Source organism: Arthrobacter sp. efr-133-TYG-104 (assembly GCF_030208915.1).
Lineage (GTDB): Bacteria > Actinomycetota > Actinomycetes > Actinomycetales > Micrococcaceae > Arthrobacter.
Window position 1 is genome coordinate 1 of record NZ_JARVTA010000001.1, and the last position, 26532, is coordinate 26532.

The 26532-nt window shown below is 62.1% G+C and carries 26 protein-coding genes, 1 tRNA gene, 2 rRNA genes and 1 pseudogene; 15 read left to right on the forward strand and 15 right to left on the reverse strand.

The genetic code is table 11. From position 1 onward, the window contains the following. From QRN04_RS00005 to QRN04_RS00025, 5 genes are all read left to right on the forward strand, one after another. Nucleotides 1–346: ribosomal RNA gene (locus tag QRN04_RS00005) — 23S ribosomal RNA — on the forward strand; the annotation flags it as partial. Nucleotides 347–502: 156 nt separating this feature from the next. Next, nucleotides 503–619, forward strand: a 5S ribosomal RNA gene (rrf, locus tag QRN04_RS00010). Nucleotides 620–736: 117 nt separating this feature from the next. Further along, a complete protein-coding gene (locus tag QRN04_RS00015) occupies nucleotides 737–1231 on the forward strand; it encodes an SRPBCC family protein (protein ID WP_284974095.1) in 495 nt (164 codons plus the stop codon). Between the two features lie 93 nt (nucleotides 1232–1324). Further along, nucleotides 1325–2698 (forward strand): FAD-binding oxidoreductase, encoded by a 1374-nt coding sequence (locus tag QRN04_RS00020; RefSeq protein ID WP_284974507.1) that lies wholly within the window; start codon nucleotides 1325–1327, stop codon nucleotides 2696–2698. Nucleotides 2699–2775: 77 nt separating this feature from the next. Then, a complete protein-coding gene (locus QRN04_RS00025) occupies nucleotides 2776–3237 on the forward strand; it encodes a pyridoxamine 5'-phosphate oxidase family protein (RefSeq protein WP_284974096.1) in 462 nt (153 codons plus the stop codon). Nucleotides 3238–3305: 68 nt separating this feature from the next. Here the strand turns inward: QRN04_RS00025 and QRN04_RS00030 are convergent, their stop codons facing one another. From QRN04_RS00030 to QRN04_RS00050, 5 genes are all read right to left on the reverse strand, one after another. Continuing rightward, entirely contained in the window at nucleotides 3306–4727 is a 1422-nt protein-coding gene (locus QRN04_RS00030; RefSeq protein ID WP_284974097.1) for a DUF4032 domain-containing protein, read from the reverse strand. Beyond that, entirely contained in the window at nucleotides 4724–6355 is a 1632-nt protein-coding gene (locus QRN04_RS00035; RefSeq protein WP_284974098.1) for a beta-N-acetylhexosaminidase, read from the reverse strand. The genes QRN04_RS00030 and QRN04_RS00035 overlap by 4 nt, the downstream gene beginning before the upstream one ends. A 78-nt stretch (nucleotides 6356–6433) precedes the next feature. After that, nucleotides 6434–7516 (reverse strand): ABC transporter ATP-binding protein, encoded by a 1083-nt coding sequence (locus tag QRN04_RS00040; RefSeq protein WP_284974099.1) that lies wholly within the window; start codon nucleotides 7514–7516, stop codon nucleotides 6434–6436. Between the two features lie 205 nt (nucleotides 7517–7721). Continuing rightward, the gene (gene otsB, locus QRN04_RS00045) at nucleotides 7722–8522 is read right to left on the reverse strand and encodes a trehalose-phosphatase (protein ID WP_284974508.1); all 801 of its coding nucleotides are present in this window, start codon (nucleotides 8520–8522) and stop codon (nucleotides 7722–7724) included. Continuing rightward, nucleotides 8512–10014, reverse strand: a complete 1503-nt coding sequence (locus tag QRN04_RS00050) for an alpha,alpha-trehalose-phosphate synthase (UDP-forming) (RefSeq protein WP_284974100.1) — start codon at nucleotides 10012–10014, stop codon at nucleotides 8512–8514. The genes otsB and QRN04_RS00050 overlap by 11 nt, the downstream gene beginning before the upstream one ends. Nucleotides 10015–10189: 175 nt before the next feature. On the opposite strand from QRN04_RS00050, the gene QRN04_RS00055 reads away from it, so the two are divergent. From QRN04_RS00055 to QRN04_RS00070, 4 genes and pseudogenes are all read left to right on the forward strand, one after another. Next, nucleotides 10190–11068 carry a DsbA family protein gene (locus QRN04_RS00055; protein ID WP_284974101.1) on the forward strand — a complete coding sequence of 293 codons (879 nt, stop codon included), beginning with the start codon at nucleotides 10190–10192 and terminating at the stop codon, nucleotides 11066–11068. A gap of 168 nt (nucleotides 11069–11236) precedes the next feature. Next, nucleotides 11237–11313: transfer RNA gene (locus tag QRN04_RS00060), tRNA-Thr, on the forward strand. Nucleotides 11314–11543: 230 nt separating this feature from the next. Then, nucleotides 11544–12224: a FadR/GntR family transcriptional regulator gene (locus QRN04_RS00065; protein ID WP_284974102.1), complete on the forward strand. Its 681-nt coding sequence runs from the start codon at nucleotides 11544–11546 to the stop codon at nucleotides 12222–12224. Between the two features lie 41 nt (nucleotides 12225–12265). Continuing rightward, nucleotides 12266–13032, forward strand: a pseudogene (locus QRN04_RS00070) (alpha-hydroxy acid oxidase); the annotation flags it as partial. A 106-nt stretch (nucleotides 13033–13138) separates the two neighbouring features. Here the strand turns inward: QRN04_RS00070 and QRN04_RS00075 are convergent. From QRN04_RS00075 to QRN04_RS00090, 4 genes are all read right to left on the reverse strand, one after another. Then, nucleotides 13139–13447, reverse strand: a complete 309-nt coding sequence (locus tag QRN04_RS00075) for a GGDEF domain-containing protein (RefSeq protein ID WP_284974103.1) — start codon at nucleotides 13445–13447, stop codon at nucleotides 13139–13141. A 1-nt stretch (nucleotide 13448) separates the two neighbouring features. Further along, entirely contained in the window at nucleotides 13449–14366 is a 918-nt protein-coding gene (locus QRN04_RS00080; RefSeq protein ID WP_284974104.1) for a GGDEF domain-containing protein, read from the reverse strand. Between the two features lie 184 nt (nucleotides 14367–14550). After that, nucleotides 14551–15633 carry a DUF1648 domain-containing protein gene (locus QRN04_RS00085; protein WP_284974105.1) on the reverse strand — a complete coding sequence of 361 codons (1083 nt, stop codon included), beginning with the start codon at nucleotides 15631–15633 and terminating at the stop codon, nucleotides 14551–14553. Continuing rightward, a complete protein-coding gene (locus QRN04_RS00090; RefSeq protein ID WP_284974106.1) occupies nucleotides 15630–16022 on the reverse strand; it encodes a GntR family transcriptional regulator in 393 nt (130 codons plus the stop codon). Before QRN04_RS00090 ends, QRN04_RS00085 begins: the two co-directional genes overlap by 4 nt. A gap of 71 nt (nucleotides 16023–16093) precedes the next feature. On the opposite strand from QRN04_RS00090, the gene QRN04_RS00095 reads away from it, so the two are divergent. Further along, the gene (locus QRN04_RS00095; protein WP_284974107.1) at nucleotides 16094–16927 is read left to right on the forward strand and encodes an SAM-dependent methyltransferase; all 834 of its coding nucleotides are present in this window, start codon (nucleotides 16094–16096) and stop codon (nucleotides 16925–16927) included. Nucleotides 16928–17048: 121 nt separating this feature from the next. Here the strand turns inward: QRN04_RS00095 and QRN04_RS00100 are convergent, their stop codons facing one another. From QRN04_RS00100 to QRN04_RS00115, 4 genes are all read right to left on the reverse strand, one after another. Beyond that, on the reverse strand, nucleotides 17049–17942 hold the full coding sequence (locus QRN04_RS00100) for a glucose 1-dehydrogenase (RefSeq protein WP_284974108.1): 894 nt from the start codon (nucleotides 17940–17942) through the stop codon (nucleotides 17049–17051). A gap of 184 nt (nucleotides 17943–18126) precedes the next feature. Further along, nucleotides 18127–18564, reverse strand: coding sequence for a response regulator transcription factor (locus QRN04_RS00105; RefSeq protein WP_284974109.1), 438 nt, complete (start codon nucleotides 18562–18564; stop codon nucleotides 18127–18129). 50 nt (nucleotides 18565–18614) lie between these two features. Next, a complete protein-coding gene (locus QRN04_RS00110) occupies nucleotides 18615–19052 on the reverse strand; it encodes a hypothetical protein (RefSeq protein WP_284974110.1) in 438 nt (145 codons plus the stop codon). Between the two features lie 49 nt (nucleotides 19053–19101). Beyond that, nucleotides 19102–19764 carry a signal peptidase I gene (locus QRN04_RS00115; protein WP_284974111.1) on the reverse strand — a complete coding sequence of 221 codons (663 nt, stop codon included), beginning with the start codon at nucleotides 19762–19764 and terminating at the stop codon, nucleotides 19102–19104. Nucleotides 19765–19967: 203 nt separating this feature from the next. On the opposite strand from QRN04_RS00115, the gene QRN04_RS00120 reads away from it, so the two are divergent. From QRN04_RS00120 to QRN04_RS00135, 4 genes are all read left to right on the forward strand, one after another. Then, nucleotides 19968–20336 carry an ArsR/SmtB family transcription factor gene (locus QRN04_RS00120; RefSeq protein WP_284974112.1) on the forward strand — a complete coding sequence of 123 codons (369 nt, stop codon included), beginning with the start codon at nucleotides 19968–19970 and terminating at the stop codon, nucleotides 20334–20336. Continuing rightward, nucleotides 20329–20802: an SRPBCC family protein gene (locus QRN04_RS00125; RefSeq protein WP_284974113.1), complete on the forward strand. Its 474-nt coding sequence runs from the start codon at nucleotides 20329–20331 to the stop codon at nucleotides 20800–20802. The genes QRN04_RS00120 and QRN04_RS00125 overlap by 8 nt, the downstream gene beginning before the upstream one ends. Next, the gene (locus QRN04_RS00130) at nucleotides 20799–21614 is read left to right on the forward strand and encodes an alpha/beta fold hydrolase (RefSeq protein ID WP_284974114.1); all 816 of its coding nucleotides are present in this window, start codon (nucleotides 20799–20801) and stop codon (nucleotides 21612–21614) included. Before QRN04_RS00125 ends, QRN04_RS00130 begins: the two co-directional genes overlap by 4 nt. A 139-nt stretch (nucleotides 21615–21753) precedes the next feature. Next, nucleotides 21754–23430 (forward strand): RecQ family ATP-dependent DNA helicase, encoded by a 1677-nt coding sequence (locus QRN04_RS00135; protein WP_284974115.1) that lies wholly within the window; start codon nucleotides 21754–21756, stop codon nucleotides 23428–23430. Here the strand turns inward: QRN04_RS00135 and QRN04_RS00140 are convergent. Continuing rightward, nucleotides 23427–24341, reverse strand: coding sequence for an NAD(P)H-hydrate dehydratase (locus QRN04_RS00140; RefSeq protein ID WP_284974116.1), 915 nt, complete (start codon nucleotides 24339–24341; stop codon nucleotides 23427–23429). The genes QRN04_RS00135 and QRN04_RS00140 overlap by 4 nt on opposite strands. Further along, on the reverse strand, nucleotides 24325–25101 hold the full coding sequence (locus QRN04_RS00145; protein WP_284974117.1) for a histidine phosphatase family protein: 777 nt from the start codon (nucleotides 25099–25101) through the stop codon (nucleotides 24325–24327). The genes QRN04_RS00140 and QRN04_RS00145 overlap by 17 nt, the downstream gene beginning before the upstream one ends. Before the next feature lie 139 nt (nucleotides 25102–25240). On the opposite strand from QRN04_RS00145, the gene QRN04_RS00150 reads away from it, so the two are divergent. Further along, a complete protein-coding gene (locus QRN04_RS00150; protein ID WP_284974118.1) occupies nucleotides 25241–26518 on the forward strand; it encodes an NAD(P)/FAD-dependent oxidoreductase in 1278 nt (425 codons plus the stop codon). The last annotated feature ends 14 nt before the right edge of the window (nucleotides 26519–26532 follow it).

Here is a 26532-nt window from a genome sequence, read left to right on the forward strand (position 1 = left end):
TTAAAGCGGTACGCGAGCTGGGTTTAGAACGTCGTGAGACAGTTCGGTCCCTATCCGCTGCGCGCGCAGGAAATTTGAGAAGGGCTGTCCTTAGTACGAGAGGACCGGGACGGACGAACCTCTGGTGTGTCAGTTGTACTGCCAAGTGCATCGCTGATTAGCTACGTTCGGATGGGATAACCGCTGAAAGCATCTAAGCGGGAAGCTCGCTTCAAGATGAGATTTCCATACACATTATGTGTGAGAGGCCCCCAGCCAGACCACTGGGTTGATAGGCCGGATGTGGAAGCGAGGACTAAAGACTCGTGAAGCTGACCGGTACTAATAGGCCAACAACTAACACCACACACAACACACACTGCACGCGTCCACTATGTGGTTCCCAACCAACAACCCCGGGAACAAAAACACAACTGAATAACAACCAAGCACCACAGTTGTAACCACACAAAACTTCCCACCCACAAACCCACACGGGTTTGGCAGGGACGGGTAACAAGGTTACGGCGGTCATAGCGTGGGGGAAACGCCCGGTCCCATTCCGAACCCGGAAGCTAAGACCCACAGCGCCGATGGTACTGCACCCGGGAGGGTGTGGGAGAGTAGGACACCGCCGGACATACTTTAGTTGGAAACCCCCCGAACCACATGGTTCGGGGGGTTTCCCATTTAACTATCGGTCCTTTTAGGCCCTGCCCATTTAAGCGCGCCCGCGCCGCAGGTAGAGTTGGTGCTCATGGAAAGCCTCTTCAGTCATCCCGTAGCGGAACCAGACCCGAGCCAACCAGGCAGCAGTGACCTGGACCCTTTGGTTTTCACGGTAGTAGTGCCAACGAACGTATCGCATGCGTTCATGGGCTTCACGGATCACCCGCATCTTTGGTGGCCGTTGGAGGAGTTAAGCGTCTTTGGTGCCGGCGCCCACGTGGAATTCGAGGAGAACCTCATTCTCGAGACAGCGGAGGATGGCCGAACGTCGGTTTGGGGAACCATTGATGATTGGCAGCCGCCTTTGTCCTTCCACGCGGACTGGTATCCAGCAAGCACAGCTCTGTGGTCTACCGAGATCCGCGTAGTTTTCCGAGCTGTAACCGGGGGCACCGAGGTAAGGGTCATCCACGATGGTTGGGAGGGCGCCGAAGAGCCCTCAGCCACGCGGGATTCCTATGCGGACAGGTGGCCCAGAATACTGGAGAGATTCACACGGTTCATGGGCGGAGTTGTTGGCTAGATCATGCAGGGAACGCCCTTGACCGATGGAACTCCGCCCGATGGAACTCCGCCCGATGGACCTCCGTCCGATGGACCTCTACCTGCGCACGACATGACGCATGGCTTCCTGCAGGAGCTGGCCGGTGGCTTGGAGGTCGGCCAACTTTCCCAAGACCCAGGCGTTCTTCGGACGTACTCTGCCGATCAGGGGCCACTGCTGGAGCGCCACCTTCCTGTCGCCGTCGTATGGGCGGAGTCTGTTGAGGACGTTCAGCACGTTGTTCGCAGTTGCGCGCGCTTTGCAGTGCCCGTAGTCGCCCGCGGCGCGGGAACCGGTGTTTCGGGAGGTGCCCATGCTACTCCAGGCTGCATCGTGCTGAGCCTTGAGCGGATGAATCGTATCCTGGACCTCAACCCTGATGATGAGACCGCCGTCGTGGAACCTGGCGTTATCAACGCGGACCTCAATGCTGCGGCTGCTGGTCATGGCCTGATGTACGCGCCGGATCCTGCGAGCTACAAGATATCGACCATCGGGGGAAATGTGGCCACCAACGCCGGGGGGCTGCGGTGCGCCAAATACGGCGTGACGCGGGACTCTGTCCTTGCGTTGGACGTGGTGCTGGCTGATGGTTCTTTGATCCACACGGGCCACCAGACGTTCAAAGGCGTTGCAGGCTATGACCTGACGGCACTGATGGTCGGCTCGGAGGGAACGCTGGGCATTGTGGTGGGGGTGACCGTTCGACTGAAGTACCTGCCTCCCGTGGTGCGTACCATGGCCGCGTTCTACCGGGACTTCCGCAGCGCGGCCGCCGGTGTTCTGGCTGTGGGTAGGGCCCGTGTGCAGCCGGCAATCATGGAACTCCTGGATAGCGGCACGCTGGAGCAGCTGGACAAACTACACGGGAGTGACCTCCAGAAGCGTGGCCGATCGCTGCTGCTGATCCAGACCGATGGTTTCGGCGCGGACGCGGAGGCCGATGTGGTTAGGCGCGTCCTGGCCGACGGCGGGGCCACAGTAACGACTGAAGCCAGCGCAGAAGCTGAGATGTTGGTGGAACTACGCCGGAGCAGCCGTGGCGTGGAGATGGACGATGAGTTCCGAGTGGGCGAAGACATCGCAGTGCCGCGCTCCCGCTTGGTGGACTTCATTGCCGAGCTTGAGGCCATGGCTTCACGCTTCCAGGTTCGACTCAAGGTAGTGGCGCATGCGGGCGACGGCAATCTCCATCCAACATTTTGGATGGAGCGGGTTGATCCGGTGACTGATGAGCACGCCCGCCTCCGACTCAATGCCGCCCTCGATGAGTCCATCCGCGTGGGGCTTGAGATGGGCGGAACGATCACGGGCGAGCACGGTATCGGGCAGTACAAGCTGCGGTGGCTAGGTCAGGAACAGCCCGAACCAGTACGCACATTGCAACGCCGCATCAAGGAACTCCTGGACCCCGCCGGCATATTAAACCCAGGGAAAGCCATTTAACGGGATTGATGAGTCACTCGCGCTTTGTATCCTGCGGAGGCCTGTTGGCGCGTAAGGGGCTGGCGTATCCTCGGCCTATGACGAACAAACCCGCTACCGAAATTTTGGAGACCCATCAATGCTGGGACCTCCTACGCGGAGTTTCTGTGGGCCGGCTCGCCGTCGTCGTTGACAGCGGGCCGGACATCTTTCCTGTGAACTACAAGGTGGACCACGGAACTCTTGTCTTCCGTACCGGCGAAGGCACCAAGCTTCACGCAGCACTCAGCGAAGGTCCTGTCGCCATGGAAGCCGACGGCGTCAACGCCGAAACCGGTGTTGCGTGGAGCGTAGTAATCAAAGGAAATGCCTCAGCAGTGAAACTCACCGAGGAAGTGCTGGACACAGTGGGGCTACTCCTGTTCCCTTGGGAGGCAGGGCAAAAGGACCACTTCATCAGGATTACGCCAAGCAAGGTGACTGGCCGGCGCTTTACAGTAACACCGCCGGTGACCTGGTGGACGCCCTTGGATGATGCGCCCAGCGCACGGAGCGAGTAACCCCCGCCCCGGTCCGATTCACGCGTCCCGATTCACCCGTCCCGATTCCCTTGTTACGGCCCAGGCCTTCAGTCGTCGGAGTCCGGGTATTCCTCTTCAGCTTCGTCGTCGTAGCGCCCGGACTCCTCGACTTCGACCTCGAGGATCTTGAGCATTTCGGTGTCCGGGTTGAGCATGATGGCCGCTTCGTCGCGCCGGTGCTGGAGCACGGTGTCCAGATAGGACTGCACGGCCTCGGCCAACGGAACGTACCTGTCCTGTTTCTGGCTCATGTACCAGCGGTGCTCCAAGACTTCGTGCACCACCTCGGCAGGCTCCAGCTTCCCGGCCAGGTGCCGGGGGATGGAACGTACGATCGGTTCGAAGATCTGGCTGACCCAGGCATGGGCGCTGATTTCCTCGTCAAGATCCGGGTTGTTATCAGCGCGGAACTGGTCCATGTCGTTGAGGAGCCTGCGGGCCTGGTTCTCTTGGGCGTCCAAGCCGGTAAGCCGCAGTAGCCGCCGTTGGTGGTGGCCGGCGTCGACGACCTTTGGCTGGAGCTGGATGGTGGAGCCGTCCGCCGTCGTCTTGATGGCGTATTCCCCCACGTCGAAGCCGAGCTCGTTCAGTCGCCTGATGCGGGCACCGACGCGCCAACGTTCGCCGAGCTCAAAGGACTCCTTCTCCGTGAGCTCAGTCCAGAGGCGGCGGTAACTGCCCATGATCAGTTCACTAGTGGCCACCGGGTCCACCTTTTCCTCGATGAGCCCGCCGTCCAGCAGGTCCATCAGTTCTCCGGCAATGTTCACCCGGGCAATCTCGAGGTCGTACTCACGCTGGCCCATGGACAGATCCGGGTAGAGCTCGCCCGTTTCCGCGTCGACCAGGTAGGCCGCAAAGGCGCCGGCATCCCGGCGGAACAACGTGTTGGACAGCGAGACGTCACCCCAGTAGAAACCGATCAGATGCAGCCGGACCAGGAGCAACGCTTGGGCGTCGATGAGCCGCGTCAGGGTGTCCTTGCGCAACATTTGGGAGAACAGTGCGCGGTACGGCATGGAGAATTTCAGGTGGCGCGTCACGAGGACAGGGTTCAACGGCCTGCCGTCCACAGTAGTGCGGCCTGTAATGACCGCCACTGGCTCCACGCACGGGACATCCAACCGGGCGAGCTTCCGCAGCATGTGGTATTCGTGGCGGGCCACGTGCTCGGACGTTTCCTTGATGGCGATCACTGAACCGCCCAAGTGAGCGAAACGCACGATATGACGGGAGATACCGCGGGGGAGCGCTGCGAGGTTGTCGGCGGGCCAATCTTCCAAGGCGATGTGCCACGGCAGGTCCAACAGTTCCGGATCCGCTGCTGCCGCCGTGATGTTAAGGGAACCGATGACGCTCGCCGGCGGACTGGTGTCCTGGCCGCTGGCCGAGCTTGTCCTGGGGAGCTTGCCGATCTGCCCGTAGTCGGTGGGTTCGTCGTGCCACTGGGCCTCGTTGTACTCGCTCATGCTTCAATTCTTCCGTATTCTCCCGTGGGGGATGCCGAACTCTCCGTGAAGGGCCACTCAGGCCTGGCCGACCAGTCGACGTCGGGCGCTTCCTGGAAGGCTACTCCCTGCCTGGTGAGCCGCTCGCCCATGGCACCCAAACGACGTCGGAAATCGCCCGCGTTGCGCATCTCCTGCCCGGTCCACCCGACTTCCGCCAAGGAAATCGCTCGGGGATACAGGAGCCACTGTGCCTGCTGGTTGGTGCGGACGGTTTCGGACCACAAGGGGCCCTCGACGCCGAGGATGTGCTGATCGTGCAGACCGCCCTGCGCGGGATCCCAGTTGTAGTACTCGGACCACGTGAAGGGGCCGCCTTCTACCCAGGAAAGCCCGATCGGGCTGTCAGGCCCGTACTTCTGGTCCAAGTAGGTGGTCGCGGCCGGAGACATAAGGACCTTGACGCCGTTTGTTCCAGCCTGCTGGAGTACAGGATCGAAGTCGCCGTGCCAATATTGGACCACGGCCTGTTCTGGCAGCTCGACGGCGGCGAACTCGTTCCAGCCCATCACCGCTTTTCCGGTCCCTGCAGCAATGCGAACAAATTGCTGCACCATAGCGACGTAATCGTCATGGCCGGTAACGTGGGCTTCATCGCCACCGATGTGTAGGTAAGGCCCTGCTGTGATCTCTGCAAGCTGGCGGAGGACCTCACGGACGAATTCGTAGGTGGCAGGCAAATCCGCGGTCATGGTTGACCAACCCACCTCCGCCGTGGTGCTCATGGGCTTGGACTGGCCGTCCGGGTTGAGCTGGGGGATCGCCGCGAGGGCTGCGTTGACGTGGCCCGGTAGGTCGATTTCCGGCACCACCAGGACGTTCTTGCTGGCGGCGTAGGCCTGGATGTCCCTGAAGTCCTGCTGGGTGTAGAAGCCGTTCTTACCGCGGGGAGGAACCGCTGTGGCTACTTCAACGGCGCCGGACCCGCCCACCGCTGTGAGCTGGGGGTAGTCCAGTCCGGACGGATTCTCCGATGGCTCAAGAATTTCGATCCGCCATGCCTGATCGTCCGTGAGGTGGAGGTGCAGGGCGTTGAGTTTGAACTGGGCCATGACGTCGATCTGCTTCTTCAGCTCCTCCACGGAGAGGAAGCTGCGTGCAACGTCAAGCATCAGGCCGCGGTAGGCGAAGCGTGGGGTGTCTGCGATCTCGACGGCGGGAATTTCCCAGGTGGCGGTGGCGGTGGCGGTGGCGGTGGGGTTGGCGTTGGCGGCGGCATGGCCGGCGCTGGGCTGGCTTCCTTCGAATGCGGGTGGGAAGAGTTGCCGTAGCGTTTGGGCTCCGTTGAAAAGCCCCGCGCCAGTGGCTGCTGTGATGAGGACCCTGTCTTCGGTGACGGAGAGTGTGTAAGCCTCAGGGCCGCCGTCGAACTTTTCCTCCAACGCGAGGATGATGTCACCGCTTTTGCGGTCTTCGGCCACGGGCAAGGCGAAGCCCGTACCGCGTCGAAGCTGCGAGGCAAGCTGTTCAGCGGCCGGTGCGGAGCTGCCATCCGCAATGATCCGTGCCGTCGGCGAAAGGATGAAGGCCTGCCGATCGGAGAACTCAACGTGCGAAGGCCGGGGAATCAGGTTATCCGTCGTGTTCATGCCGTGCTTCCTGGGAGAAGGTTAAAGCGAGAGCGGCCCGACCTGGAGGGGTCGGGCCGCTATCACACTGCGGATCCGCTAGTCGCCCAAACGCAGGCCTGTCTTGGTGTCAAACAGGTGCACGTGGCCGGACTGCGGACGAACGAAGATGGACTCGCCCTTCATCGGGGGGCGGCGGCCGTCGACGCGTGCCACGATGTCGTAGCTCTTGCCGTCGAGCATGGTGTGGCCGTAAACGTAGGCGTCCGCGCCGAGTTCTTCGACGACGTCGACCTCAACCTGGAGTCCTTCGCCATTCCCGACGGTCTCGAGGTCTTCCGGACGGGAACCGACGGTGACCGTCTGTCCGTGAGCTTCTTCGAGCACATTGCGTGGCACGGGGTAGACCGTACCGCCGAACTGAACGCCGCCGTCCACCACCGGAAGTTCCAGGAGGTTCATGGCGGGGGAGCCGATGAAGCCTGCAACAAAGACGTTCACCGGGCGGTCGTACAGGTTGCGCGGGGTGTCGACCTGCTGGAGGAGGCCATCCTTTAGGACTGCGACGCGGTCACCCATGGTCATGGCCTCGACCTGGTCGTGGGTCACGTAAACGGTGGTAACGCCGAGACGCCGCGTCAGGGAAGCAATTTGCGTGCGGGTCTGAACGCGGAGCTTGGCGTCAAGGTTGGAAAGCGGCTCATCCATGAGGAAGACCTGCGGGTTACGGACGATTGCACGGCCCATGGCAACACGCTGGCGCTGGCCACCGGAGAGTGCCTTCGGCTTGCGGTCCAGGTACTGCTCAAGGTCCAGAAGCTTGGCGGCTTCGCGGACACGCTCTGCGCGCTCTTCCTTGGAAACGCCCGCGATCTTCAGTGCGAAGCCCATGTTGTCAGCGACGGTCATGTGCGGGTACAGAGCGTAGTTCTGGAAAACCATCGCGATATCGCGATCCTTCGGCGGAACATCGGTGACGTCGCGGTCACCAATCAGGATGCGGCCGGCGTTGACATCCTCAAGGCCTGCGAGCATGCGCAGCGAGGTGGATTTACCGCAACCGGAGGGTCCAACGAGGACCAGGAATTCGCCATCGGCGATGTCGATGTTGAGCTTATCGACGGCGGGCTTATCTGTGCCCGGGTACAGACGCGTAGCGTTATCAAAAGTAACTGTAGCCACAGTTATCAATCCCTTCACCGGCAGGTACGTGCCGGACGATCCGTTGTGAATGGTTCATTTTTTCAGTTGAACTCCCCGGCCGAGGGCCGGGGAGGATCGTGTGACGCCGCACGGTACTGTGCGTCACATCACACTCAAGAGTATGTCAGATTTATGTATGAACTACCTAAACGTTACGAACGTCACATGTGTGACTGGTCACCCACTAGCCTTCTGTTGTAAGACGGCGGCGCTCCCGAAGTAGGGCTTCCAGCAATTCAGCGACATGCATCGGAGCCTCGACGCGGTACTGGGCCTGGGTGAAATCGAGGCCCACCTTGACGCCCAGATCATCGCCACTGAGCCTGCCGAGCGCGTCCTCATCAGTCACGTCATCTCCGGCGAACAGAATGGCGGTCGCTCCCGTGGCCTGCCGCAGGAACTCCACGGCCTCACCCTTTGACGCTTGGACTACCGAGGTCTCGAGGACCCGTTTGCCCGTCTTGAGGTAGACGCCGGGATGGTCGCTGAGCACACGTGTAGCGGCTTCGACGGCGTCTTCGGCAACGTCGTCGTCCGCCATTCTGGTGTGGAGGACGACGCCGGCTGGCTTGTCTTCGAGCACCGTCCCCGGAGCTCGCTTCACGATGTCCGCGAGAACCTCGCGGACCGCCGACAGCCTTGCGCGTTGGTCCTCGTCCAACTTCAGGCCGACCGACCCCTCGCCCAGCCACACTTCAGCCCCGTGGCTCCCGATCAACAACGTGTTCGCAGGAGGCGAGGCGACCAGCCGCAAACTGTCCAATGCCCGGCCCGAAATGAGTGCCGTCGTCGTGCGCGGAAGTTCGGCGAGGTCAGCAAAAGCTGCTGCCGAGCGCGGCAGGGGACGCGCATCCTCAGCCCTGTCAACGAGCGGAGACAGCGTGCCGTCAAAGTCCAAAGCCACCAAGAGGTGGTCCGTAGCGGCAATCCTGCGGATGGCGTCCAAGAGTTCGGGGGCAAGCGTCAATGACTGCTCAGCTGTCATCACGAACCACTTTCTCCTCAAGCGCGGCAAGGAACTCCGCGGACCAGTAGTCGACGTCGTGGTCAAGGATCTGCTTGCGCATGAGCTTCATGCGGCGGCGTGCTTCCCTGGGAGGCAGATTTATTGCCCTCAAGATGGCGGACTTCAGGCCGTCGATGTCGTGGGGGTTGATGAGGAGCGCCTGCTTCAACTGGTCCGCGGCGCCGGCGAACTCGCTCAGGACCAGTGCGCCGTCGTCCTCAGACCGGGCCGTGACGTATTCCTTGGCGACCAAGTTCATGCCATCGCGCAGGGCAGTTACCAACATGACGTCGGCGGCGAGGTAAAGGGCCACCATCTCCTCCACCGGGTAGCTGTGGTGAAGGTACCGGACTGCCGTGTTTTGGATGGTGTCGTAGGTGCCGTTGATGTGGCCCACGGTTCCTTCGATTTCCTCGCGCAGAAGCCTGTACTGTTCCACGCGCTCACGGCTAGGACTCGCCACCTGGATGAGGGTGGCATCTTCAACTTTGATGCTGCCATCGCGCAGGAGTTCCTCGAAGGCTTTGAGCCGGTGCCCGATGCCCTTGGTGTAGTCCAGCCGGTCCACTCCAAGAAGGACCGTCTTGGGGTCGCCCAGATCCCTCCGGATTTGCCGGGCGCGCTCAATGATCTCGGGCTTGGCCGCGAGCTCCCTGATCTGGTCCACATCGATGGAGATCGGGAAGGCTTGTGCCCGGGCAATGTGGGTGACTTTGCCGTCTGGGCCCTTGACGTGGATCTGCTGTTGCTTGACACTCGCACCGAGGAACCGCCGCGCGGAACGCATGAAGTTGCCGGCGTCGCTTGGACGTTGGAAACCCAAAAGGTCAGCGCCCAGCAGCCCGTCAATGATTTCCCGGCGCCAGGGAAGCTGCGCAAAGATCTCCGGAGGGGGGAACGGTATGTGGTTGAAGAAGCCGATCTTCAGGTCCGGGCGTGCTTCGCGCAGCATGCGGGGAACCAGTTGGAGTTGATAGTCCTGGACCCACACCGTGGCACCGTCGGCGGCGTGGTGAAGGACGGCGTCGGCGAATTTCCTGTTGACCTGCCGGTACGAGTCCCACCATGTCCGGTGGAATTCCGGAGGCGCGATGACGTCGTGGTACAAAGGCCAAATAGTCGCGTTGGAGAAGCCCTCGTAATAAAGCTCAACTTCGTGGCTGCTTAGCTGAACCGGGACCAGATCCATTCCTTCGTGGCTGAACGGATCAACGGTCTCATCAGGAGCTCCGTGCCATCCCACCCACGCGCCGTCGGACTTGGTCATCATGGGCGCGAGCGCTGTGACGAGCCCGCCGGGGGACCTGCGCCAGCCGTCGCCGCCGTCGTCATTGCCGTCGGTGCTGCAGCGATCGACCGGCAGCCTGTTGGAGACCACCATGAAATCGAACGAGTTGGCAGACGGCTGTTGAGCGTGTGGCGTCTTGCCGCTTTGCTCGGTTGTGAGTTTTTGGCTTGCCGGTTCCTGCATTAATGCTCCCTGGGGTTGCTGTGACTCACCTTCCAGCCTACTAGCGGAATCTTCTGCGGCAGTTGATCGTTCAACAACGGGAGTCGGCAAGGTGCGGTCAAGCTCCGGGTTGGCTCCCGTAAACTGTCCCCGTTGCCCTAGCTATCCGTACGACGTCGAGTAACCCGAGGAATTGATGAGTCCCGCAAACGAACCCCGCCTGTCCAAGGCTGAGAAGACCGCCCAGGCCCGGGAAAGAGCGCGCCAGATCCGCGAAGCGCAGGTGAAGAAGGACAAGCGCAACAAACTCCTCATCGGTTGGGGCATCGTGGTAGCCGTTGTCGCGATCATCACCGTCATCGCCTTGGTCGTCTTGAACAGCGTCCAGCAGAACGCTCCCATCGCCGACAAGGGCCCGACGCCGGCCAACGCCAACGCTCACGGCGGCGTCACCCTCCTGGCCAACAGCAACGTGGTCAAGGTGGATCCCACTACCGTCAACGTCGCCGATGTTCCCTCCGCCCCGGCCACCAAGCCAACCACCATTGCAGTTCCTGGCGGCGCTCCTGAGGCCGGTAAGCCTGTGAAGGTCATCGCGTACGTCGACTTCATCTGCCCCATCTGCAAGAAATTTGAAACCACTTACAGCGATGCGCTGACCAAGTTGCGTAACGACGGCAAGATCTCGCTGGAGTACAGGCCGATCGGCTTCCTGGACGCCTCCTCGACCACCAATTACTCGTCCCGCGCGGCCAATGCAGCGGCGTGCGTTGCCAACGTGTCTCCGGATAAGTACGCAGACTACTTCAACCTCCTTTACTCCCGTCAGCCGGCCGAAGGCAGCGCAGGCATCGCGGACAAGGACCTGAAGTCGATGGCCACAGAAGTAGGCGCGGCCAACATCGACTCGTGCATAGACAGCAAACAGTTCCGGCCCTTTGTGAAGGTGGCAACGCAAGAGGCCGCCGCCATCGGAGTGTCCGGCACCCCGACGGTCTTCGTTGACGGCAAGCAGTGGGACGGTACCAGCGACTTCAACGCTGTGGTCCAGGCCGCGATTGACGCCAAGAAGTAAATTCGGTCAAAGCACGACGGCGATCGGGCACTTGGGGTGGGACCGTTGCGGTTCCGGCTAGTGGCCGATCGCCGAATTTCCGTGCGGGGTTTGTCTGGGCTACCCTTATCTAGCGCCGTTTTGTTGGCAGGGGTCAGTGCTTTTGCCCCACGAATGCCGCGCGGTTTCGCCTCCTTAGCTCAGTTGGCCAGAGCACCGCTCTTGTAAAGCGGGGGTCGTCGGTTCGAATCCGACAGGGGGCTCCACGAACCCCTCCATTCCGGCGATTTGCCCGGGATGGAGGGGTCTTTTGTCTGAAAAGCCAGGGCACTACGCGCTTAGGGCACGCTTTCAGGAAGCCGCACGACACCAGCGGACTAACGGGCGGAGGCCGCCCGAGGACCGATGCCCGTGCTGGGCCAAGTAGGCTCCCATCGCAATGTTCACCACCGGGATGTCGAGTGGTGGTGTGCTTGACCTGCAATAATCAGTGGAGATGAAAGCGCACGAAGCAGTGATGAACTGGGTGACCGGAGAACTCTCGAGCGGTCGTCTTCGAATCGGCGACCACCTTCCGAGTGAACGGGCGCTGGCGGAAACGTTGCAAGTCTCTCGGAGCTCGTTGCGTGAGGCATTAAGGGTTCTTGAGGCCCTGGGAACAATTCAGGCGACCACTGGCTCCGGGCCGCGCTCGGGTACCGTCGTGACTGCGGCACCCGAGCAGGCGTTGGCACTGGCGCTCAACCTGCAGTTAGCGACGAGCCACGTAGAGCACTCACACGTGTATGAGGTGCGTTTGCTGCTCGAGACATGGGCTGCGGAGCACGCGAATCCTGATGGGGGAGACTGGGACGCTGCTGAGCGGCTGCTTAAGCTGATGGACGACGCCGGTACTTCTGTCGTGGATTTCCTTCACCTCGACGCCGAGTTCCATGTAACTGTTTCGCGCGCCGCTGGAAATCCCCTCATCAGCACGCTCATGGATGCCCTCCGCGCTTCCATTGAAGATCACACACTCGCACGCGCCCAAGCGCTCCCGGACTGGGACAATACCGTCACACGCCTGCGTTCCGAACACCATGCAATCTTGGACGCGCTCCGCAGCGGTGACCGGGCAGCAGCTGCTGAACTTGTCCGCCAGCACATTCGCGGGTATTACCTGGAGACCGCAAACTAAGTTCGGCGGCCGTCCGGTAGTGCACTGAGACGGCGTCATCGCGGTCATTGCAGCACGTCGACACTTCGATCGAGGTCCTCGGCGACCTCTCCGCGCTGCCTTTTGGGATCGCTCCAACCGGGTTTACTCGTCTCATGCAAACCGAGGGGGAAATTGCGGGAGCTGGAGCCGCCGGGGCTGCCGGCATTCCCTTCACCTTGTCCACGCTGGGGACAACATCGATCGAACAGGTCAAAGCCGCTAAACCCCGGCGGCCGCAACTGGTTCCAGCTCTACGTCATGCGTGAGCGCGAGATCTCTTACGGCCTTGTTGAACGCGCTGCGCGTGCTGGCTTCGACACGCTCATGTTCACTGTCGATGTCCCTGTCGCCGGGTTTCGGATGCGCGACAAACGCAATGGATTTTCAATCCCTCCCCAGCTCACCGCGGGTACGGTCATGAACGCCATACCCCGCCCATGGTGGTGGATGAATTTCCTAACGACTCCCAAGCTGGAATTTGCCTCGCTGTCCTCGACCGGAGGTACCATGGGTGACCTGCTGAACTCGGCAATGGATCCGACGATTTCGTACGCTCGGGGCGAAGTTCACGCTCGTCGGGCGAGCCTACCTCTACGGCCTCATGGCTGGTGGGCGAGACGGTGTGGACCGCATGATCGAGATTCTTCGCAGTGAGATAGAACGCACGATGAGCCTGCTCGGTGTCTCCTCGCTCGACGAACTCGAACCACGCCACGTGACGCAGCTGAGTCGGCTTGTCCCCATCCCGGAAGGGCATGTAGCTCTCGCGGAGCACCTGACCTCCTAGACACGATCCTGTCAGTTCGAATCCGACAGGGGGCTCCATGAACCCCTCCGTTCCGGCGATTTTGCCCGGGACGGAGAGGCTTTTCATTCACGGTTGCCTGGTTTTGTTAGGGCTGGCCCTCGCGGGCCAGGGAATCCGGCGCTGCATGGGGCGCTCGGTCGCCGACCACCCTGTCCCGCCCTTGCGCCTTGGCGCTATACAAGGCCGCGTCCGCCACGCTGATCATGAACGCGAGGTCCACCCAGCCGCCGGTGCTGGACGTGACTCCGTAGCTGACGGTCGGCAATGGCATGCCGTTCGGTCCTTCCGTGGCGGCCAACCTGTCGCTGATCTCCGAGGCGATCTCCTCTGCGCGCTGCTGCGATGCGCCCGGCAACAGTGCGATGAACTCTTCGCCCCCGTACCGGCCAAGCACGTCAGAGGAACGGACCGATCGATGCTGAGCAGGCCTTGGCGAACGCCTTCAGCGCTGCGTCTCCAGCCGCGTGCCCGTAGTCATCGTTGATGGCCTTGAAGTGGTCCAGGTCCGCCAGGATCAGCGCCGCTCCGGATGCTTTTGTCTCGGCCCGACTCGGCACAGCACCGGCCAGGTCCAGGAAGGCTCCCCGGTTGAGGAGCCCCGTCAGATGGTCCTTCTCCGCCCGTCGGCGCAGCTTATCGTGCAGTTGCTCATGGCTGAGGTTGCTCATGCTGAAGGACGCCGTAATGAGGAGTACCAAAAAGACCACGCCTGCCGGAGCAGGACCGAAATAGCGCTTAAAATCTTCGCCGGCGGCTCCCTCTGCTGCATAGCTAAGCCAGCGGGCAAGGAAGTATGCGGCCGTCAGTCCGGCGGTGGTGGCAACAAGCCTGGTGGCCCGCGCACGTTCTGAGGGGGCGAACCAGAATTCCACTGTTGCCATAGTCATGCCCGCCAGCATGAGGCCCAGATACGCGAAGCCGCCGGACCAAAGATCGGTGAAGGGGTTTTCGAGGAAGGAGCAGACGGCGGCGATTCCGGCTGCCACAGGGATGGGCCAGGGGTGGCCCTCGCGGCCGCAGACGGCTCGGGCGCCGGCCCAGATGCAGAACACACCTGCAACCATCAAGGCCATTCCGACGTGGCAAGCCCAAGCCAGCCATGTGGGGTCGCAGAAGAGTAGCGTGGAGCGCCCGGCCATGAGAAGGAGCAGGGACACGCACCACCACCCTGCAGAGGCTGACCGCGTTCGGCGGTACGAAGCCCCGGAAAGAATCAGGAGTGTCACCGTGACAATGCCCAAGCACACCTGCACAGAGAGCGGATCAAGGGCCGCGACGCCGTCTTGCCAGGGGAATGCGGTTAATGAACTCACCTTTAGCGCCTCGGTGCCCCCGCGGGTTCCTCGTGCGGTTTCGTGGTTCGATCAGTCCCAAAACACATATATCCCCCAAAATTGACGTCAGTCAGCCGCTTCCGGCCACAAACGCCTAGTCAAACACGACTTGAGGCGGATCGGCGGGTAGGCAGACTGCGGGTCGTGTCGTGCGGTACGAACGTTAGGAGTCGAAGCGGAGGATGAGGATCAGGCTGATTACTGCCAAAATACCGGCCAAGAGGAAGGCCGCTCTGGGATTGCCCAAGTTCACGGTCCACCCGATACCAAACCGACGCGGAACAAGCAGGGCATGGTCTTCCTTGTTGATGTAGAACAAGCCACTGCGCCAGAACTTGTCATCATCGCGGTGAGCCAAGCCGGTATCCACCCCGGGGGTGTCCCGTCCGAGGCTCTTTCGGGCAAGAACCGCAATGGTGACGGCCACTGCAGCAAGGATGGGCAACGCCACCACCAACGGAGCCCACGCGGTGACTGTGCCGGTCCACATCAATAATGACGAGCCGAGCATCGCAAGATTGATCGTCGTCAGCAGCCCGAGTAGCACTTTCGCGCCAAGCGTCATGTATTCCCGCGACCACCGAGCCGAGCTCGCAGGATGTGCCGGGTCAATGTCCGGCCGGCTGCGGGCAATGGCGAACGCGGCACCTCCCAGTAACGCGCTGATTCCAAGCTGCACAAAGACCAAGGAGAAGGCTGCGCCAACAGACTTCGTGACCACTCGGTTCGGAACACCATTGGCGCCATAGTGCACTGCAAGCACGCTTGGCATGGCAGGATACATCAGCGCACCCAGCGCCGTTGTAACCACGACGACGGCCAGCGCGCCAGCCAGCCAACCCCAGGGGTACCGGGGTGGATTGGTCCGGAGTCCGGTGTCTATCGCAATGCCTTGGTGAACCCCCTCGTACCAGCCTCCCGCGGCTTTGGCGGACCGGATGCCTTGGTTGGCCATGAAAAAGCACCAGTACCAAACGCCGATCAGAACCAGCACGGACACGGGCAGCAGTAAGGGTTGCCCCGTCAGGGCGAAGGTTCCCACCCCCAAGACCGTTACGACGATGCCGCTGACCAACACGCGCCAGCGGTAGATCCGGGCTTGGCCTGCTACTACGGGATCTGCCGCATGGTGGGCTGGTATCCGCACACCAAAAGGGACGGTACGGCTGGTCACCGACGGCAAAACGAAGGCAAGTAGGAGGACCAATCCCAGCAACAGGAGGCTCAGAATTATGCCAATGCTCATGAGTTGTCCTCCAACTCGTTGTTCGCGAATGAATCAATGACGGATCTGCACGTGGCGAGGAGCTCCTCCGTGGGCATGCCTTTAGCGACTGCTTCAGCTAGCAGGGTCTTGGCTCGCGCCGCCCAGTCCGCTGGGAAGGACGGATGCGGGTCCGGCACCGTGACCACCGCACCGGTCTTCCGGTTGAGGCGGATAAGGCCTTCCCGCCGCAGGAGGTCGTACGCCTTGTTCACCGTATGGAAGTTGATGCCGGAGTCGGCGGCAAGTGCCCGCGTGGCTGGAAGTGGACTGCCTGGGCGAAGCTCGCCGACGGCGATCGCCTCCACTACTTGATCCCGGAGTTGCTGGTAGATCGGCACCTCGTTATCCAGGTCCACGGTAAGGATCACCGCATCCACCTCCTCTTTGTTATATATGTTATACAACAAATAAAAATCGCGCCAGATGCTACATTGCGGCCATGACAGATTCGACGTCGCCCGATGACCGGCAAGCTCACAAGGCGGTGGTGGGGACCGGCCGCTGGATAGCTGCGGCGAGAGCACAGGAAAGCGCCCGCGCGGATCGTCTTTTTAACGATCCTTGGGCTGGCGTCCTGGCAGGCGAAAGTGGTCGGGCGAGCCTGGACGCCGCCCCCTACAACCCGTACCTGCCGGTCAGGACCAGATATTTTGACGATCTGATGACCAGCGCGGCCCGGCCGGGGGCACAGATCGTCCTCTTGGGAGCCGGCATGGATACGCGGGCATTCCGGCTGCCACTACCGCCGGATTCCACGGTTTACGAGATCGACCATGCCGAAGCGTTCGATGAGAAGGAGAGCATCCTGCAGGGAACGCCACCGGGGTGCGAGCGCAAGTGCGTTTACGCTGACTTGTCGGGGCCGTGGCGAGAGGCACTTCTGGACGCCGGCTTCGATCAACAACGCCGCACGATTTGGGTTGCCGAGGGGCTCCTGTTTTATTTGGCGGCGCCCGATGTCGAGACGTTGGTCCGTGATACGGGAGCGCTCTCCGCCCCCGGCTCGCAGTTCCTGGCGGACACGTTCGGCACCGGCCTGTTGGAGTTGGAATCCATGGGGCCGCTGGTAGCAGCCCGGAAAAGCTCCGGAAAGCCGCTGCCATTTTGCACGGATGCACCCCAAGCCCTGTTTACGGACCGGGGCTGGACTGACGCGACGACGGTTCAGCCCGGCCAGCCCGAAGCGAACTACGGCCGGTTTCCGCGGGGGACCGGTGCGGAACGGGTGGGCCCGGCAAATCTCCGCACCTACCTGGTGACGGCCACGCGGTAGCGCCGCCCGTTATTGCTGCAACCCTCGCTGCACGCCGCAACCCACGACGGCGGCGCCCCGGGGAACCGCCGGGGGCGCCGTCGTCGTCAACCAACGGGCCGTCGTCAATCAACGGCTTGGGCTACGGAGTCGGGTTGCCGCCGTTGACGTTGAGGGTTTCGCCCACCACGTAGCTCGACTCCGGGGACGCCAGGAAGACGTAGGCGGGTGCGAGCTCAGCCGGTTGGCCGGCGCGGCCGAGCGGCGTCGACTGCCCGAACTCGGGTAACTCCTCCTTGGGTTGGCCACTGCTGACCTGCAACGGTGTCCAGATGGGCCCCGGCGCCACGGCATTAACGCGGATTCCCTTGGGTGCCAGTTGTTGTGCCAATCCCTTGGTGAAGTTGTTGATGCTGGCCTTGGTGGTGGCGTAGTCCACCAGAGTCGGCGACGGGTTGTAGGCCTGGATGGACGTTGTGTTGATGATGGTGGAACCTGCCGGCAGGTGGGGCAGTGCTGCCTTGGTCAGCCAAAACATCGCGTAAACGTTGGTCTTCAAGGTGTGGTCGAACTGCTCGTCGGAAATCTCGGCGAGGTCTTCCTGGGCCACCTGTTTGCCGGCATTATTCACCAGGATGTCCAGGCCACCCAAGACCGCGACGGCGGTGTCCACCACTTCACGGCAAACGGCAGGGTCCTTGAGGTCACCGGGCACTTTTACCGCCTTGCGGCCGGCGGCTTCGATGAGCCCTGCAATGCGCGATGCGTCCTCTTCCTCTTCGGGGAGGTATGAAAGCACGACGTCGGCCCCCTCGCGGGCGAACGCGATCGCCGTCGCAGCGCCAATACCGGAATCGGCGCCGGTAACAATGGCCTTGCGGCCCTCCAGTCGTCCGGTACCGCGGTATGTGTCTTCGCCGAGGTCTGCCTTAGGGGTCAGTTCGGCATCGAGGCCGGGCTCGGGCTGGTGCTGTTTCGGCGGGGAGATTTGCTCATAGGCGGTGACGGGGTTCCGGAAGGTGTACTGATCAGTCATGGTGGTCCTCCTGATAGTTAGGTGTGGAACACGGGCAAGCTATCCGGGGGTAATGCGCACGGGCATCACCAAGATGATAAGCAAGCTTACGGTTTCCAGCCTAATCATGGAGACGGCCTGTGCCAAGCCGATGGCGAGAGCAGGCGACCGGATGAGTGCCAAGAGCAAGCTCTCCGGAAAGGCGTTAAGGCAGGGGCCCTTGCGTGAGGGGGTGGGGGATGGGAGAAACGGCAGGCGTAGCCACAGCAACGTCCGAATCCGAAGGGAACAATTTCTGCACCAGGTCCCGCAAGGCCGCAGGGCGGAACGGTTTGGAAAGATAGGCTGTGGCGCCGGCTGCAATCCCGTCCAGCTCGTCCCCAGGTTGTGCAAATGCCGTGATCATGATGATGGGAACCTGGGTGAACTTCCTGAGGGCCCGCGCTACTTCACGGCCGTCCATGTCGGGAAGTCCGACGTCGAGCGTTATCATCGACGGCGCCGTGGCAGCGGCCGCCAAAAGCCCGTCAGTGCCGGTTTCCTCAACGCTGACGGAAAAGCCGGCGGAGGAGAGGATCGCCTCAAGCAAACCACCGATGTCCTCATCATCTTCAATGACAAGGCAAGTGCGGAGCGGCGTCATGGTCCTCCTTGAAAGTCCGGTATCAGTCTACGACGCCGGGCCCAGCAGGACTAGCAGACGAGGGATCCAGTAAGCGCCGTACCTGTCCACATTCTCGACGTCCCGGGGATCTTGTAGTAACCGCGGATCTCGTAGGTCCACGTGCCGATAGTCTCTATGCCGGAGGTGTATGTTTTCCCGGCGGCTGTACTGAGATCCCCCGTGAATTCCAAAACATGTGACCGGTTGTAGACCTTGATCTCGTGGTAATTGGCATATGTCACTGTGCTGAATGAGTTCACCGTAACGGTGGCGCGGCGATTGTTGGCTGTACAACTCATGGAGACGTTCGCGCTCGCAGGTGCGGCGAGTCTAGCCGCCGAATACTGGGGATTGGCGGCGTCGCTGGTGGTAAACGCCGCAAGTGCGGCAGCTGGTGCGGCGAACAGTGCGACGACGACGGCGACGCCGATGGCAGCCAAACGGGGGAGGCGGCGACGGCTTGACATTTCGCTGCGCTCCTTCCGTGGCCTGATTCGTTGTTGTTCTGGGAAGTCGTTAGGGCTTGTCCGCTGCCGCGGGCGTGGTGGTTTGGCCGGGCTTCTTGGTCCAGATGGAGGTGAGCATGCCGATGACAAGGACGGCCGGCGCCCCGTAAAGGAGGATATTCATGACAATCGGTGCGCGCAGGGCACGGATAGCGGCGCCAAGGTACGGGATGGTGAGGACTTCTTTGTCCACAGTTGTGCCTTGCAGCGTCGCAACCCAGGGGTCAACGCCATTGTTGGCGTCCCCCTTGGTCTGCACAGCGGTGCCGCCGGTGGCCGTGGTGGTGATGTCGGTGATGCGGTGGGTCTCGACGCGTTGATCTTCAACAGGGATGTGGTAGGTGATGATGTCTCCAACCTTGACGTCCTTGATCGGGGTTGGGACGGTGACCACCACGTCGCCTGGGTTGATCAGCGGCGCCATGGAACCGGTGAGCATAGTGGAGGTTTGGTAGCCGAGCACGCGTGGGCCGAGGGCAAGAAGCAGGAATGCCAGGGCCGCAAGGATGAGCATGCTGACGCCGATGACCTTGGCGATGGCCCTGACAAGGCGACGGAAAGTCCCGAGGCTTCTTGCAGGGCCTGCGGGTGCCGCGGTACCTGCTGCGCGCTCGCTGGAGGCGGAACGGCGGCCGGGGAGGGTGCCGTCGGTGATGCTTGTCAGCGTAGTCATCTGGGGCCATCCTTTGTTGTAGTGCTCGTCCTCTGCCTTCTCAAGTCTCGATTGGCTGGATCAAGGTGCCCTGCAGCAAACCCTCAAGACTTGCTCAGGAATCCGGTCGGGGCTGATGGAAAAGGGTTGACAAAGAATGCCAAGGGTCTAATGTAAACCATACGGTTATATAACTTTAAGATTATGAAGGGTAATGGTTCGGTATGGTCGATCAACTTAGTGCAGTCTTTGGCGCCTTAGCTGATCCCACGCGACGGGCGATCCTGCACCGGCTTTCCCAGGGTGATGCCCAGGTTTCCGATTTGGCCGCGCCTTTCCAGATCAGCCAGCCGGCCATCTCAAAGCACCTCAAGGTCCTTGAGGATGCCGGGCTGATCTCCCGGAGGCGGATAGCCACCTCCCGGCTGAGCCACCTTGAAGGCCAACCGCTCAAGGAAGCCACCGATTACATGGAGCGGTACAAGAAGTTCTGGGATGAATCGTTCGACAAGCTCGACGACGCCCTGGCGGCATTCCAGAACGGGATTGGCGACAACAATGAAGACAACGACGGGAGCGGCCGCGATGCCTGAATACCACCAACGTGAAGTTACCGACCGTGACGTATTCGTCTCACGCTCTTTCAATGCTCCCAGGGACGTGGTGTGGCGCTTCTGGACCGAACCCGAATTGCTGGCGAGTTGGTTTGGCCCGTCCGGAGTCACTGTGGCCGCGGAGAGCGTCGTGGTGGAACTTGCGGAAGGCGGACGGTGGGAACTCGATATGCAGGACCCGGCAAACGGAAGCGTGCACCCGATCCGCGGACGCATCCTTTACTGGCACGCGCCCGAATTCCTCGAGATCCAGATGTCGGCTGAAACGTCAATGGGAGCGGTCGACGGCGTAGTCCTTCGGCTTGAGTTCCATGATCATGGAAACAAGACACGTATGACCCTGCACCAAGGCCCATTCAGCGAAGAGCTCCGCGACATGACGCTGGCCGGATGGGTCCTCGCATTCTCCACGCTTGACACCATCCTCGAAAGGTACGCCTCATGACAACAACGACCCCCAGCTCCCTGGTGGAAGCCATCACCTCCGTCGATGGCACCACCATTTCGGTGGAACATCTGGGCAGCGGCCCGGCTTTGGTGTTGGTCGATGGAGCTTTTTGCGGCAGGTCCTTCGGCCCCTCCAGAGCCCTTGCCAACGCGCTGGCAGGGTCCTACACGGTGTATTTTTACGATCGCCGTGGCCGTGGAGACAGCACTGATACCGCACCGTACGCCGTGGAACGGGAGGTCGAGGACCTCGCGGCCGTACTCCAACACGCAGGTGGCAACGCTTTCGTGTACGGCATCTCATCCGGGGCGGCGCTGGCCCTCGAAACAGCCGCAGCGGGCGTGCCTATGCGGGGGCTAGCCACATACGAGGCTCCCTACACCGGGGTTGGCTCCGGCACGGACTTTTCGGTGGACCATGCCGCCCACCTCAAGAGACTCCTGGCCGAAGACAAAAGAGGTGCCACGGTGTCCTACTTCCTTGTGAAGATGATCGGTGTGCCCGCCTTCGTCCCGCTCATGCTCCGGCTAATGCCCAAGGTGTGGGCAAGCCAGAAGAGCGCGGCCAACACCTTGCCCTACGAGGTCGAAGTCTGCAACAACTTCACGGCGCCTGTCCAAAGGCTCGCGGCGGTAGGCGTTCCTACGCTGGTGATGGTGGGTAGCAAGGCAGCCCCGGCCATGTCCGCTGCCCAGCGAGCCATCGCTGCCGCCGTCCCCGGAGCGGTTCACCGCACTCTCGATGGCCAGACCCATCAGGTATCTGCCAAGGCCATCGCGGAAGAACTGAGGGGCTTTTTCCTTCCCTGAGCAACCGGGGATTAACTGACGAGCGCTCGGCGTTTTCCACAGGCAGGGGGCCGGAGAACGCCCGCGGTCCGGCGGCGCGCTAGGCTGGAGGGGTCGGCTGAAGCAAGTGGCCGCAGGTCCAACCAAGCGGAGCCATTCAATGTCCGACGATCTTGCCTTGGGCGCGCTTGCAGCGTCCTCTTTCTCACTACCCTCGTTGCGCGATGGTCAACTCAAGGGCATGACCGCCCTCGTCGAAGGCCGCGATGTGCTCGCCGTGATGCCCACAGGGTACGGAAAATCCGCCACCTACCAAGTGGCGGCCCGGTATCTTCACAACGCCACTGGACGCCCCGCCGTCGTGGTTTCGCCTTTGATCGCGTTGCAGGAAGACCAGCTGGACGGGCTGGAGGAGGATCTTGGCGGTGGGGCAGCCGTCGCCATCAATTCCTCGCACAGCGACTCGGAGGTAGAGGCCGCGTGGCAGGCAGCGGAGTCCGGGGAGGTTACTTATCTCTTCCTTGCACCCGAGCAACTGGCCAAGCAGGAAACCGTTGATCGCCTCGCCAAGCTGGGCATCACATTATTCGTGGTCGACGAAGCCCATTGTGTGTCCTCTTGGGGCCACGATTTCCGGCCCGATTACCTCAACCTGGGACATGTTCGGGAGCGTTTGGGCAACCCGCCGGTGGCTGCGCTCACCGCCACTGCCTCGCCCCCTGTGCGTGATGAGATCGTGGAGCGGCTGGGCATGACGAATCCGCTCCTGATTGTCCGCGGGTTCGACCGGCCCAACATCTCTTTGGAGGTGGTCCGGCACCACGAGGACAAGGCAAAGAGGCGGAAGGTGGTGGAACAAGTCTCCGAACTCGCCGCGGCGGGCGGGATCGGCTTGGTGTACGCCGCCACCCGCAAGGACACTGAGAAGTACGCGGAGAAGTTGGCTAAGGCCGGCCTACGGGCCGCCGCATACCATGCGGGACGGTCGCCAGCCGAGCGGGAAAGCATCCATGAGGGGTTCCTGCAGGATCAGTTCGACGTCGTCGTTGCCACCACGGCCTTCGGCATGGGTATCGACAAGCCGAATGTCAGGTTCGTTGTCCATGCCGATATTCCGGAGTCCTTGGACGCCTACTACCAGGAGATCGGCAGGGCAGGTCGCGACGGCGAACCGGCCACAGCAATCCTGCACTATCGCGCCGAGGACCTGGGACTGCGAAAATTCTTTGGCACTCACGCTCCGGATGCGGAAGCCCTCACGGCCCTGCTGAAAGTCCTGAAGTCAGCCGGAGCGCCCGCTTCAAAGAGTGCCTTGGCTGAGCTGACAGGGTTCCCGCCCAGAAAGGTCACCGGCCTCGTGAACCAACTCGAAGAAGCCGACGCCGTCGTATTAGGGAAACGGGGGGTCCGGCTAAAGTCCACGTCCAAATTGTCCACACTGGTGGACCGTGCGATTGAACTTGGCCAGGCCCGCCAGCGCATCGACCAGTCGCGGCTAATGATGATCCGCGGTTATGCCGAGACCGACACCTGCCGCCGGCAGTTTTTGCTGGGCTACTTCGGGGAAGACAGGCCCGAGCCCTGCGGCCACTGCGATGCCTGCTCCGATGCGACCAACCGTGGCGACGACGCGTCTATCCACGGTGAGGAGGCCGCCGACGACGCCGTGGCGGACCAGCAGTTCCCGGTGCAATCATCCGTGATCCACAAGGAGTGGGGTCCCGGTTTGGTCATGCGTCACGAGGACGACGTCATGACCGTCCTGTTCGAGCAGGAGGGCTACAAAACGCTGTCCCGAACCGCCGTCGTGGAGAATGAACTGCTGAAGCCTGCTTAGTTAAGCTCCAACATGAGGGCAGGAATCTCATCGGCAAGCTCGCGGGCCAGGAAACCGAGGGGTCCGAGCTTGCTCGCCAGGCGGTCTGCCGCGGCAGCGTGAAGATGCGTCCCCCAACAGGCTGCCTGCACGCCGCTGGTTCCCCGCGCGCGCAGCCCTGCGATGGCGCCGGCCAAGACGTCGCCGCTGCCCGAGGTTCCCAGCCCGCCGTGTCCGGTGGTGATCTTCCACAATTCCGGGGAGCCTGCTGAGTCGGCGGAGCCTCGGCTCACCGTTCCGGCGATGATGCCCTGGCAGCTCACCACGGCGTCGAAGCGGCGGGCAATGGCAGCCACATCCGCTTCCAAGTCCTCGACATCCCTGCCCAGGAGGACACCGGCCTCTGTGGGATTCGGCGTGAGGATGAGCCGGCCGCGCCAAGGCCCGATCATGTCCTCCACCCTCGTGAGCCCGGCCAATGCGTAGGCGTCCAGTAGGATCGCAGGTCCGTCCCCGCCGTCGCCCTCTTCCCGTTCCAGCAGGCCTCTCAGGAGTACTTCGGTCAGGTCCAAGTCATCGAGTCCCGGACCGATCAATAGTGCGTCGGCTCGGTCCACATAGGAAGCTATGGACTCCAACCCTTCGCCGGTCAACGACCCCTCGGGTGTTTCCGGCATGGCCATGGCTCCGCATTCGGGCAGGGCAACTCCCACATGGACCGCCACGGAACCGGCGACAGCCATGGTCAGCTTCCCGGCCCCTGCGCGAAGCGCTGCCGTGCCGGCGAGCAACGCGGCCCCGGGTGTCGCCCGGGCTCCGCCAAGGACCAACACCGAACCGCGCGAGTACTTGTCACTTCCGGGAGCCGGCAGGTCCCAGTCCCGAAGCAGCGACGGCGTTATGAAGGTGGGCTGGCTACTGGGGGTGGACATTGGCATCCCCTCCGTGCTCGGTGACCGCCACGTTCTGCTCGGTCAGGTGGTCGGCAACGTTGAAGCTGTCCAGCGTCCAAGGGCCGACTCCGGACGGCCGGACGAAACGCGTAACGGATGCATTTAACACAGACGTGCTCGATGCGAGGTCCAGGATTTCCTTCTCAGACATGCCCTCAAGGACGTATCGAACCAGCAGGATCAAAGCATCGTGGCACACCAGCATCAGCCGTTGACCACGGGCTGGATTATCCAGTTCGTTCAGGATGGAGCGCAGGCGGAGGGCAACATCAGCCCATGACTCGCCCCCTGGCGGCCGGTAGTACAGCTTGCCGAGCCAAAGCCGCCGCTCGGCCTCCTCGGGGTACCGCTTGTCGACGCCGCGCCCCGTGAGCCGGTCGAGGATGCCCAGTTCCCGGTCGCGGAGCCGCTCGTCTGTCGTGACGGTGACCGGCCAGCCTGCGACTTCGACGGCGATGCGGGCCGTTTGTTGTGCCCGCGCATAGGGAGATGAGATCACGGTATCGGGACGGAGCTCGGGGGAGATGCGGGACAAAGCAACTCCGAGGGCTTTTGCCTGCTCTTGCCCGACGTCGGACAGATTCACGTCGGGGTCCCGGGCAGGTACGTCGATGACCTCTGCTCCGGCGATGCGGGCCTCGGTGGCCGCGACATTGCCTTCACTTTCGCCGTGCCTGACCAGCAGCAACTCAACAGGGCCCGCCCCATGCGCTACGTCTGAAATCCCGATCTCCTCCAAGACTGACCACCTCTTCGAATGCCCGCATGCTTCGGTTTACTATCCTCGTGCGTACCCACCGGTCCGAAAAGTAAACGGGCGACGCCGGCCTGTCGCAGACCCCCTGTTGCCGGGACGGCAGGTGAAGTATGTTGCTGAGATGGAGGACACATACCAAGTCATTGTGGTCGGAGCCGGATTTGCAGGGGTCGCAGCAGCCAAGGAGCTGGGCCGCAAAGGTATACGCGTCCTGCTGATCGACTCAAACAGTTACCACCAATTCCAACCGCTCCTGTATCAGGTTGCCACGTCCCAGATCGGCGTTTCGGCCATCGCCCGTCCATTGCGGTCCGTTTTCCGCAGGTTGAGCAGTGTCAGGGTGTTGACGGCGAAGGTGTCATCGGTCGATGTGCACCAAAAGTCCGTCACCACCGCGGACGGCAGGGTATGGCGGGCAGAGATCCTGGTTATCGCCGTGGGCGCCGTGCCCAACTTCTTCAACACTCCCGGGGCTGAAGAGTTCGCATACCCGCTGTACTCGGTCACTGATGCCACCCGCCTGGGCTCCGGTCTCACCCGGCTTCTTGATCAGGCGGACAGAAGTCCCGATGCAGCGGTGGACGTGGTGGTGGTGGGAGGCGGTCCCACCGGCGTCGAGACCGCTGGTGCCATGGCCGAGAACGTCAAGTATGTGGTGGGAAAGTATTTCTCGCCCGAACTCGCAGCCCGCTGCCGGGTTCACCTGGTGGATATGGTTCCCAGCGTCCTGAACGTGTTCTCCCCGAAATCCCAAAAGTATGCCGCTGAGCACCTGCAAAAAGTCGGGGTCCAGTTGCATATGGGCCTGGGTGTCACCGAAGTGCGGGCAGACGGGGTAAAGCTTGCCGATGAAAGCTTTGTGCCTGCACGGATCGTGGTGTGGGCCGGCGGTTTGAAGGCGGGGGACCTGATCGCCGGATCGGGCCTGACGCAGGGCCGGGGCGGCCGGATCGACGTTCAACCGGACCTGACAGCTCCCGACGTCGAAGGCGTTTACGTAATTGGCGACGCCGCGAACATCACCGACTCGACCGGCGCAAAGCTACCCCAGCTGGGGTCGGTGGCGCAGCAGGCCGGCAAGTGGGCCGCTTCCAACATCATCGCTGACCTGAACGGGGACGCACGGAAACCATTCCACTATGTTGACAAGGGGTACATGGCGATGGTCGGGCGCGGTGCAGCCGTAGCGGAGCTCGGACGCAAACGACTCCAGTTGCAGGGCCCCTTTGCGTTTTTGTCGTGGCTCTTGGTGCACCTTGCCTTGTTGTCCGGGACCCAGCAAAAAGTCCGAGCCTTGTTTTCCTGGCTCAACGGGTACCTTCTCCACAGCCCCGCGCAGGTGGTTGTCAGCGGCCCGTTCGAGAAGGAATCCGACCCTCCCGCCGCGGGCAACCCGTAGTCGGCGGCCCGTCA

Bases quoted from the DNA above. Each gene is read 5' to 3' on its own strand.
- QRN04_RS00110 (WP_284974110.1), bottom strand. From the start codon at position 19,052: ATGTCAAGCCGTCGCCGCCTCCCCCGTTTGGCTGCCATCGGCGTCGCC.
- QRN04_RS00105 (WP_284974109.1), bottom strand. From the start codon at position 18,564: ATGACGCCGCTCCGCACTTGCCTTGTCATTGAAGATGATGAGGACATC.
- QRN04_RS00050 (WP_284974100.1), bottom strand. From the start codon at position 10,014: ATGCAGGAACCGGCAAGCCAAAAACTCACAACCGAGCAAAGCGGCAAG.
- QRN04_RS00015 (WP_284974095.1), top strand. From the start codon at position 737: ATGGAAAGCCTCTTCAGTCATCCCGTAGCGGAACCAGACCCGAGCCAA.
- QRN04_RS00130 (WP_284974114.1), top strand. From the start codon at position 20,799: ATGACAACAACGACCCCCAGCTCCCTGGTGGAAGCCATCACCTCCGTC.
- QRN04_RS00150 (WP_284974118.1), top strand. From the start codon at position 25,241: ATGGAGGACACATACCAAGTCATTGTGGTCGGAGCCGGATTTGCAGGG.
- QRN04_RS00085 (WP_284974105.1), bottom strand. From the start codon at position 15,633: ATGAGCATTGGCATAATTCTGAGCCTCCTGTTGCTGGGATTGGTCCTC.
- QRN04_RS00120 (WP_284974112.1), top strand. From the start codon at position 19,968: ATGGTCGATCAACTTAGTGCAGTCTTTGGCGCCTTAGCTGATCCCACG.
- QRN04_RS00115 (WP_284974111.1), bottom strand. From the start codon at position 19,764: ATGACTACGCTGACAAGCATCACCGACGGCACCCTCCCCGGCCGCCGT.
- otsB (WP_284974508.1), bottom strand. From the start codon at position 8,522: ATGACAGCTGAGCAGTCATTGACGCTTGCCCCCGAACTCTTGGACGCC.
- QRN04_RS00025 (WP_284974096.1), top strand. From the start codon at position 2,776: ATGACGAACAAACCCGCTACCGAAATTTTGGAGACCCATCAATGCTGG.
- QRN04_RS00095 (WP_284974107.1), top strand. From the start codon at position 16,094: ATGACAGATTCGACGTCGCCCGATGACCGGCAAGCTCACAAGGCGGTG.
- QRN04_RS00020 (WP_284974507.1), top strand. From the start codon at position 1,325: ATGACGCATGGCTTCCTGCAGGAGCTGGCCGGTGGCTTGGAGGTCGGC.
- QRN04_RS00125 (WP_284974113.1), top strand. From the start codon at position 20,329: ATGCCTGAATACCACCAACGTGAAGTTACCGACCGTGACGTATTCGTC.
- QRN04_RS00035 (WP_284974098.1), bottom strand. From the start codon at position 6,355: ATGAACACGACGGATAACCTGATTCCCCGGCCTTCGCACGTTGAGTTC.
- QRN04_RS00140 (WP_284974116.1), bottom strand. From the start codon at position 24,341: ATGTCCACCCCCAGTAGCCAGCCCACCTTCATAACGCCGTCGCTGCTT.
- QRN04_RS00055 (WP_284974101.1), top strand. From the start codon at position 10,190: ATGAGTCCCGCAAACGAACCCCGCCTGTCCAAGGCTGAGAAGACCGCC.
- QRN04_RS00100 (WP_284974108.1), bottom strand. From the start codon at position 17,942: ATGACTGATCAGTACACCTTCCGGAACCCCGTCACCGCCTATGAGCAA.
- QRN04_RS00065 (WP_284974102.1), top strand. From the start codon at position 11,544: ATGAAAGCGCACGAAGCAGTGATGAACTGGGTGACCGGAGAACTCTCG.
- QRN04_RS00030 (WP_284974097.1), bottom strand. From the start codon at position 4,727: ATGAGCGAGTACAACGAGGCCCAGTGGCACGACGAACCCACCGACTAC.
- QRN04_RS00135 (WP_284974115.1), top strand. From the start codon at position 21,754: ATGTCCGACGATCTTGCCTTGGGCGCGCTTGCAGCGTCCTCTTTCTCA.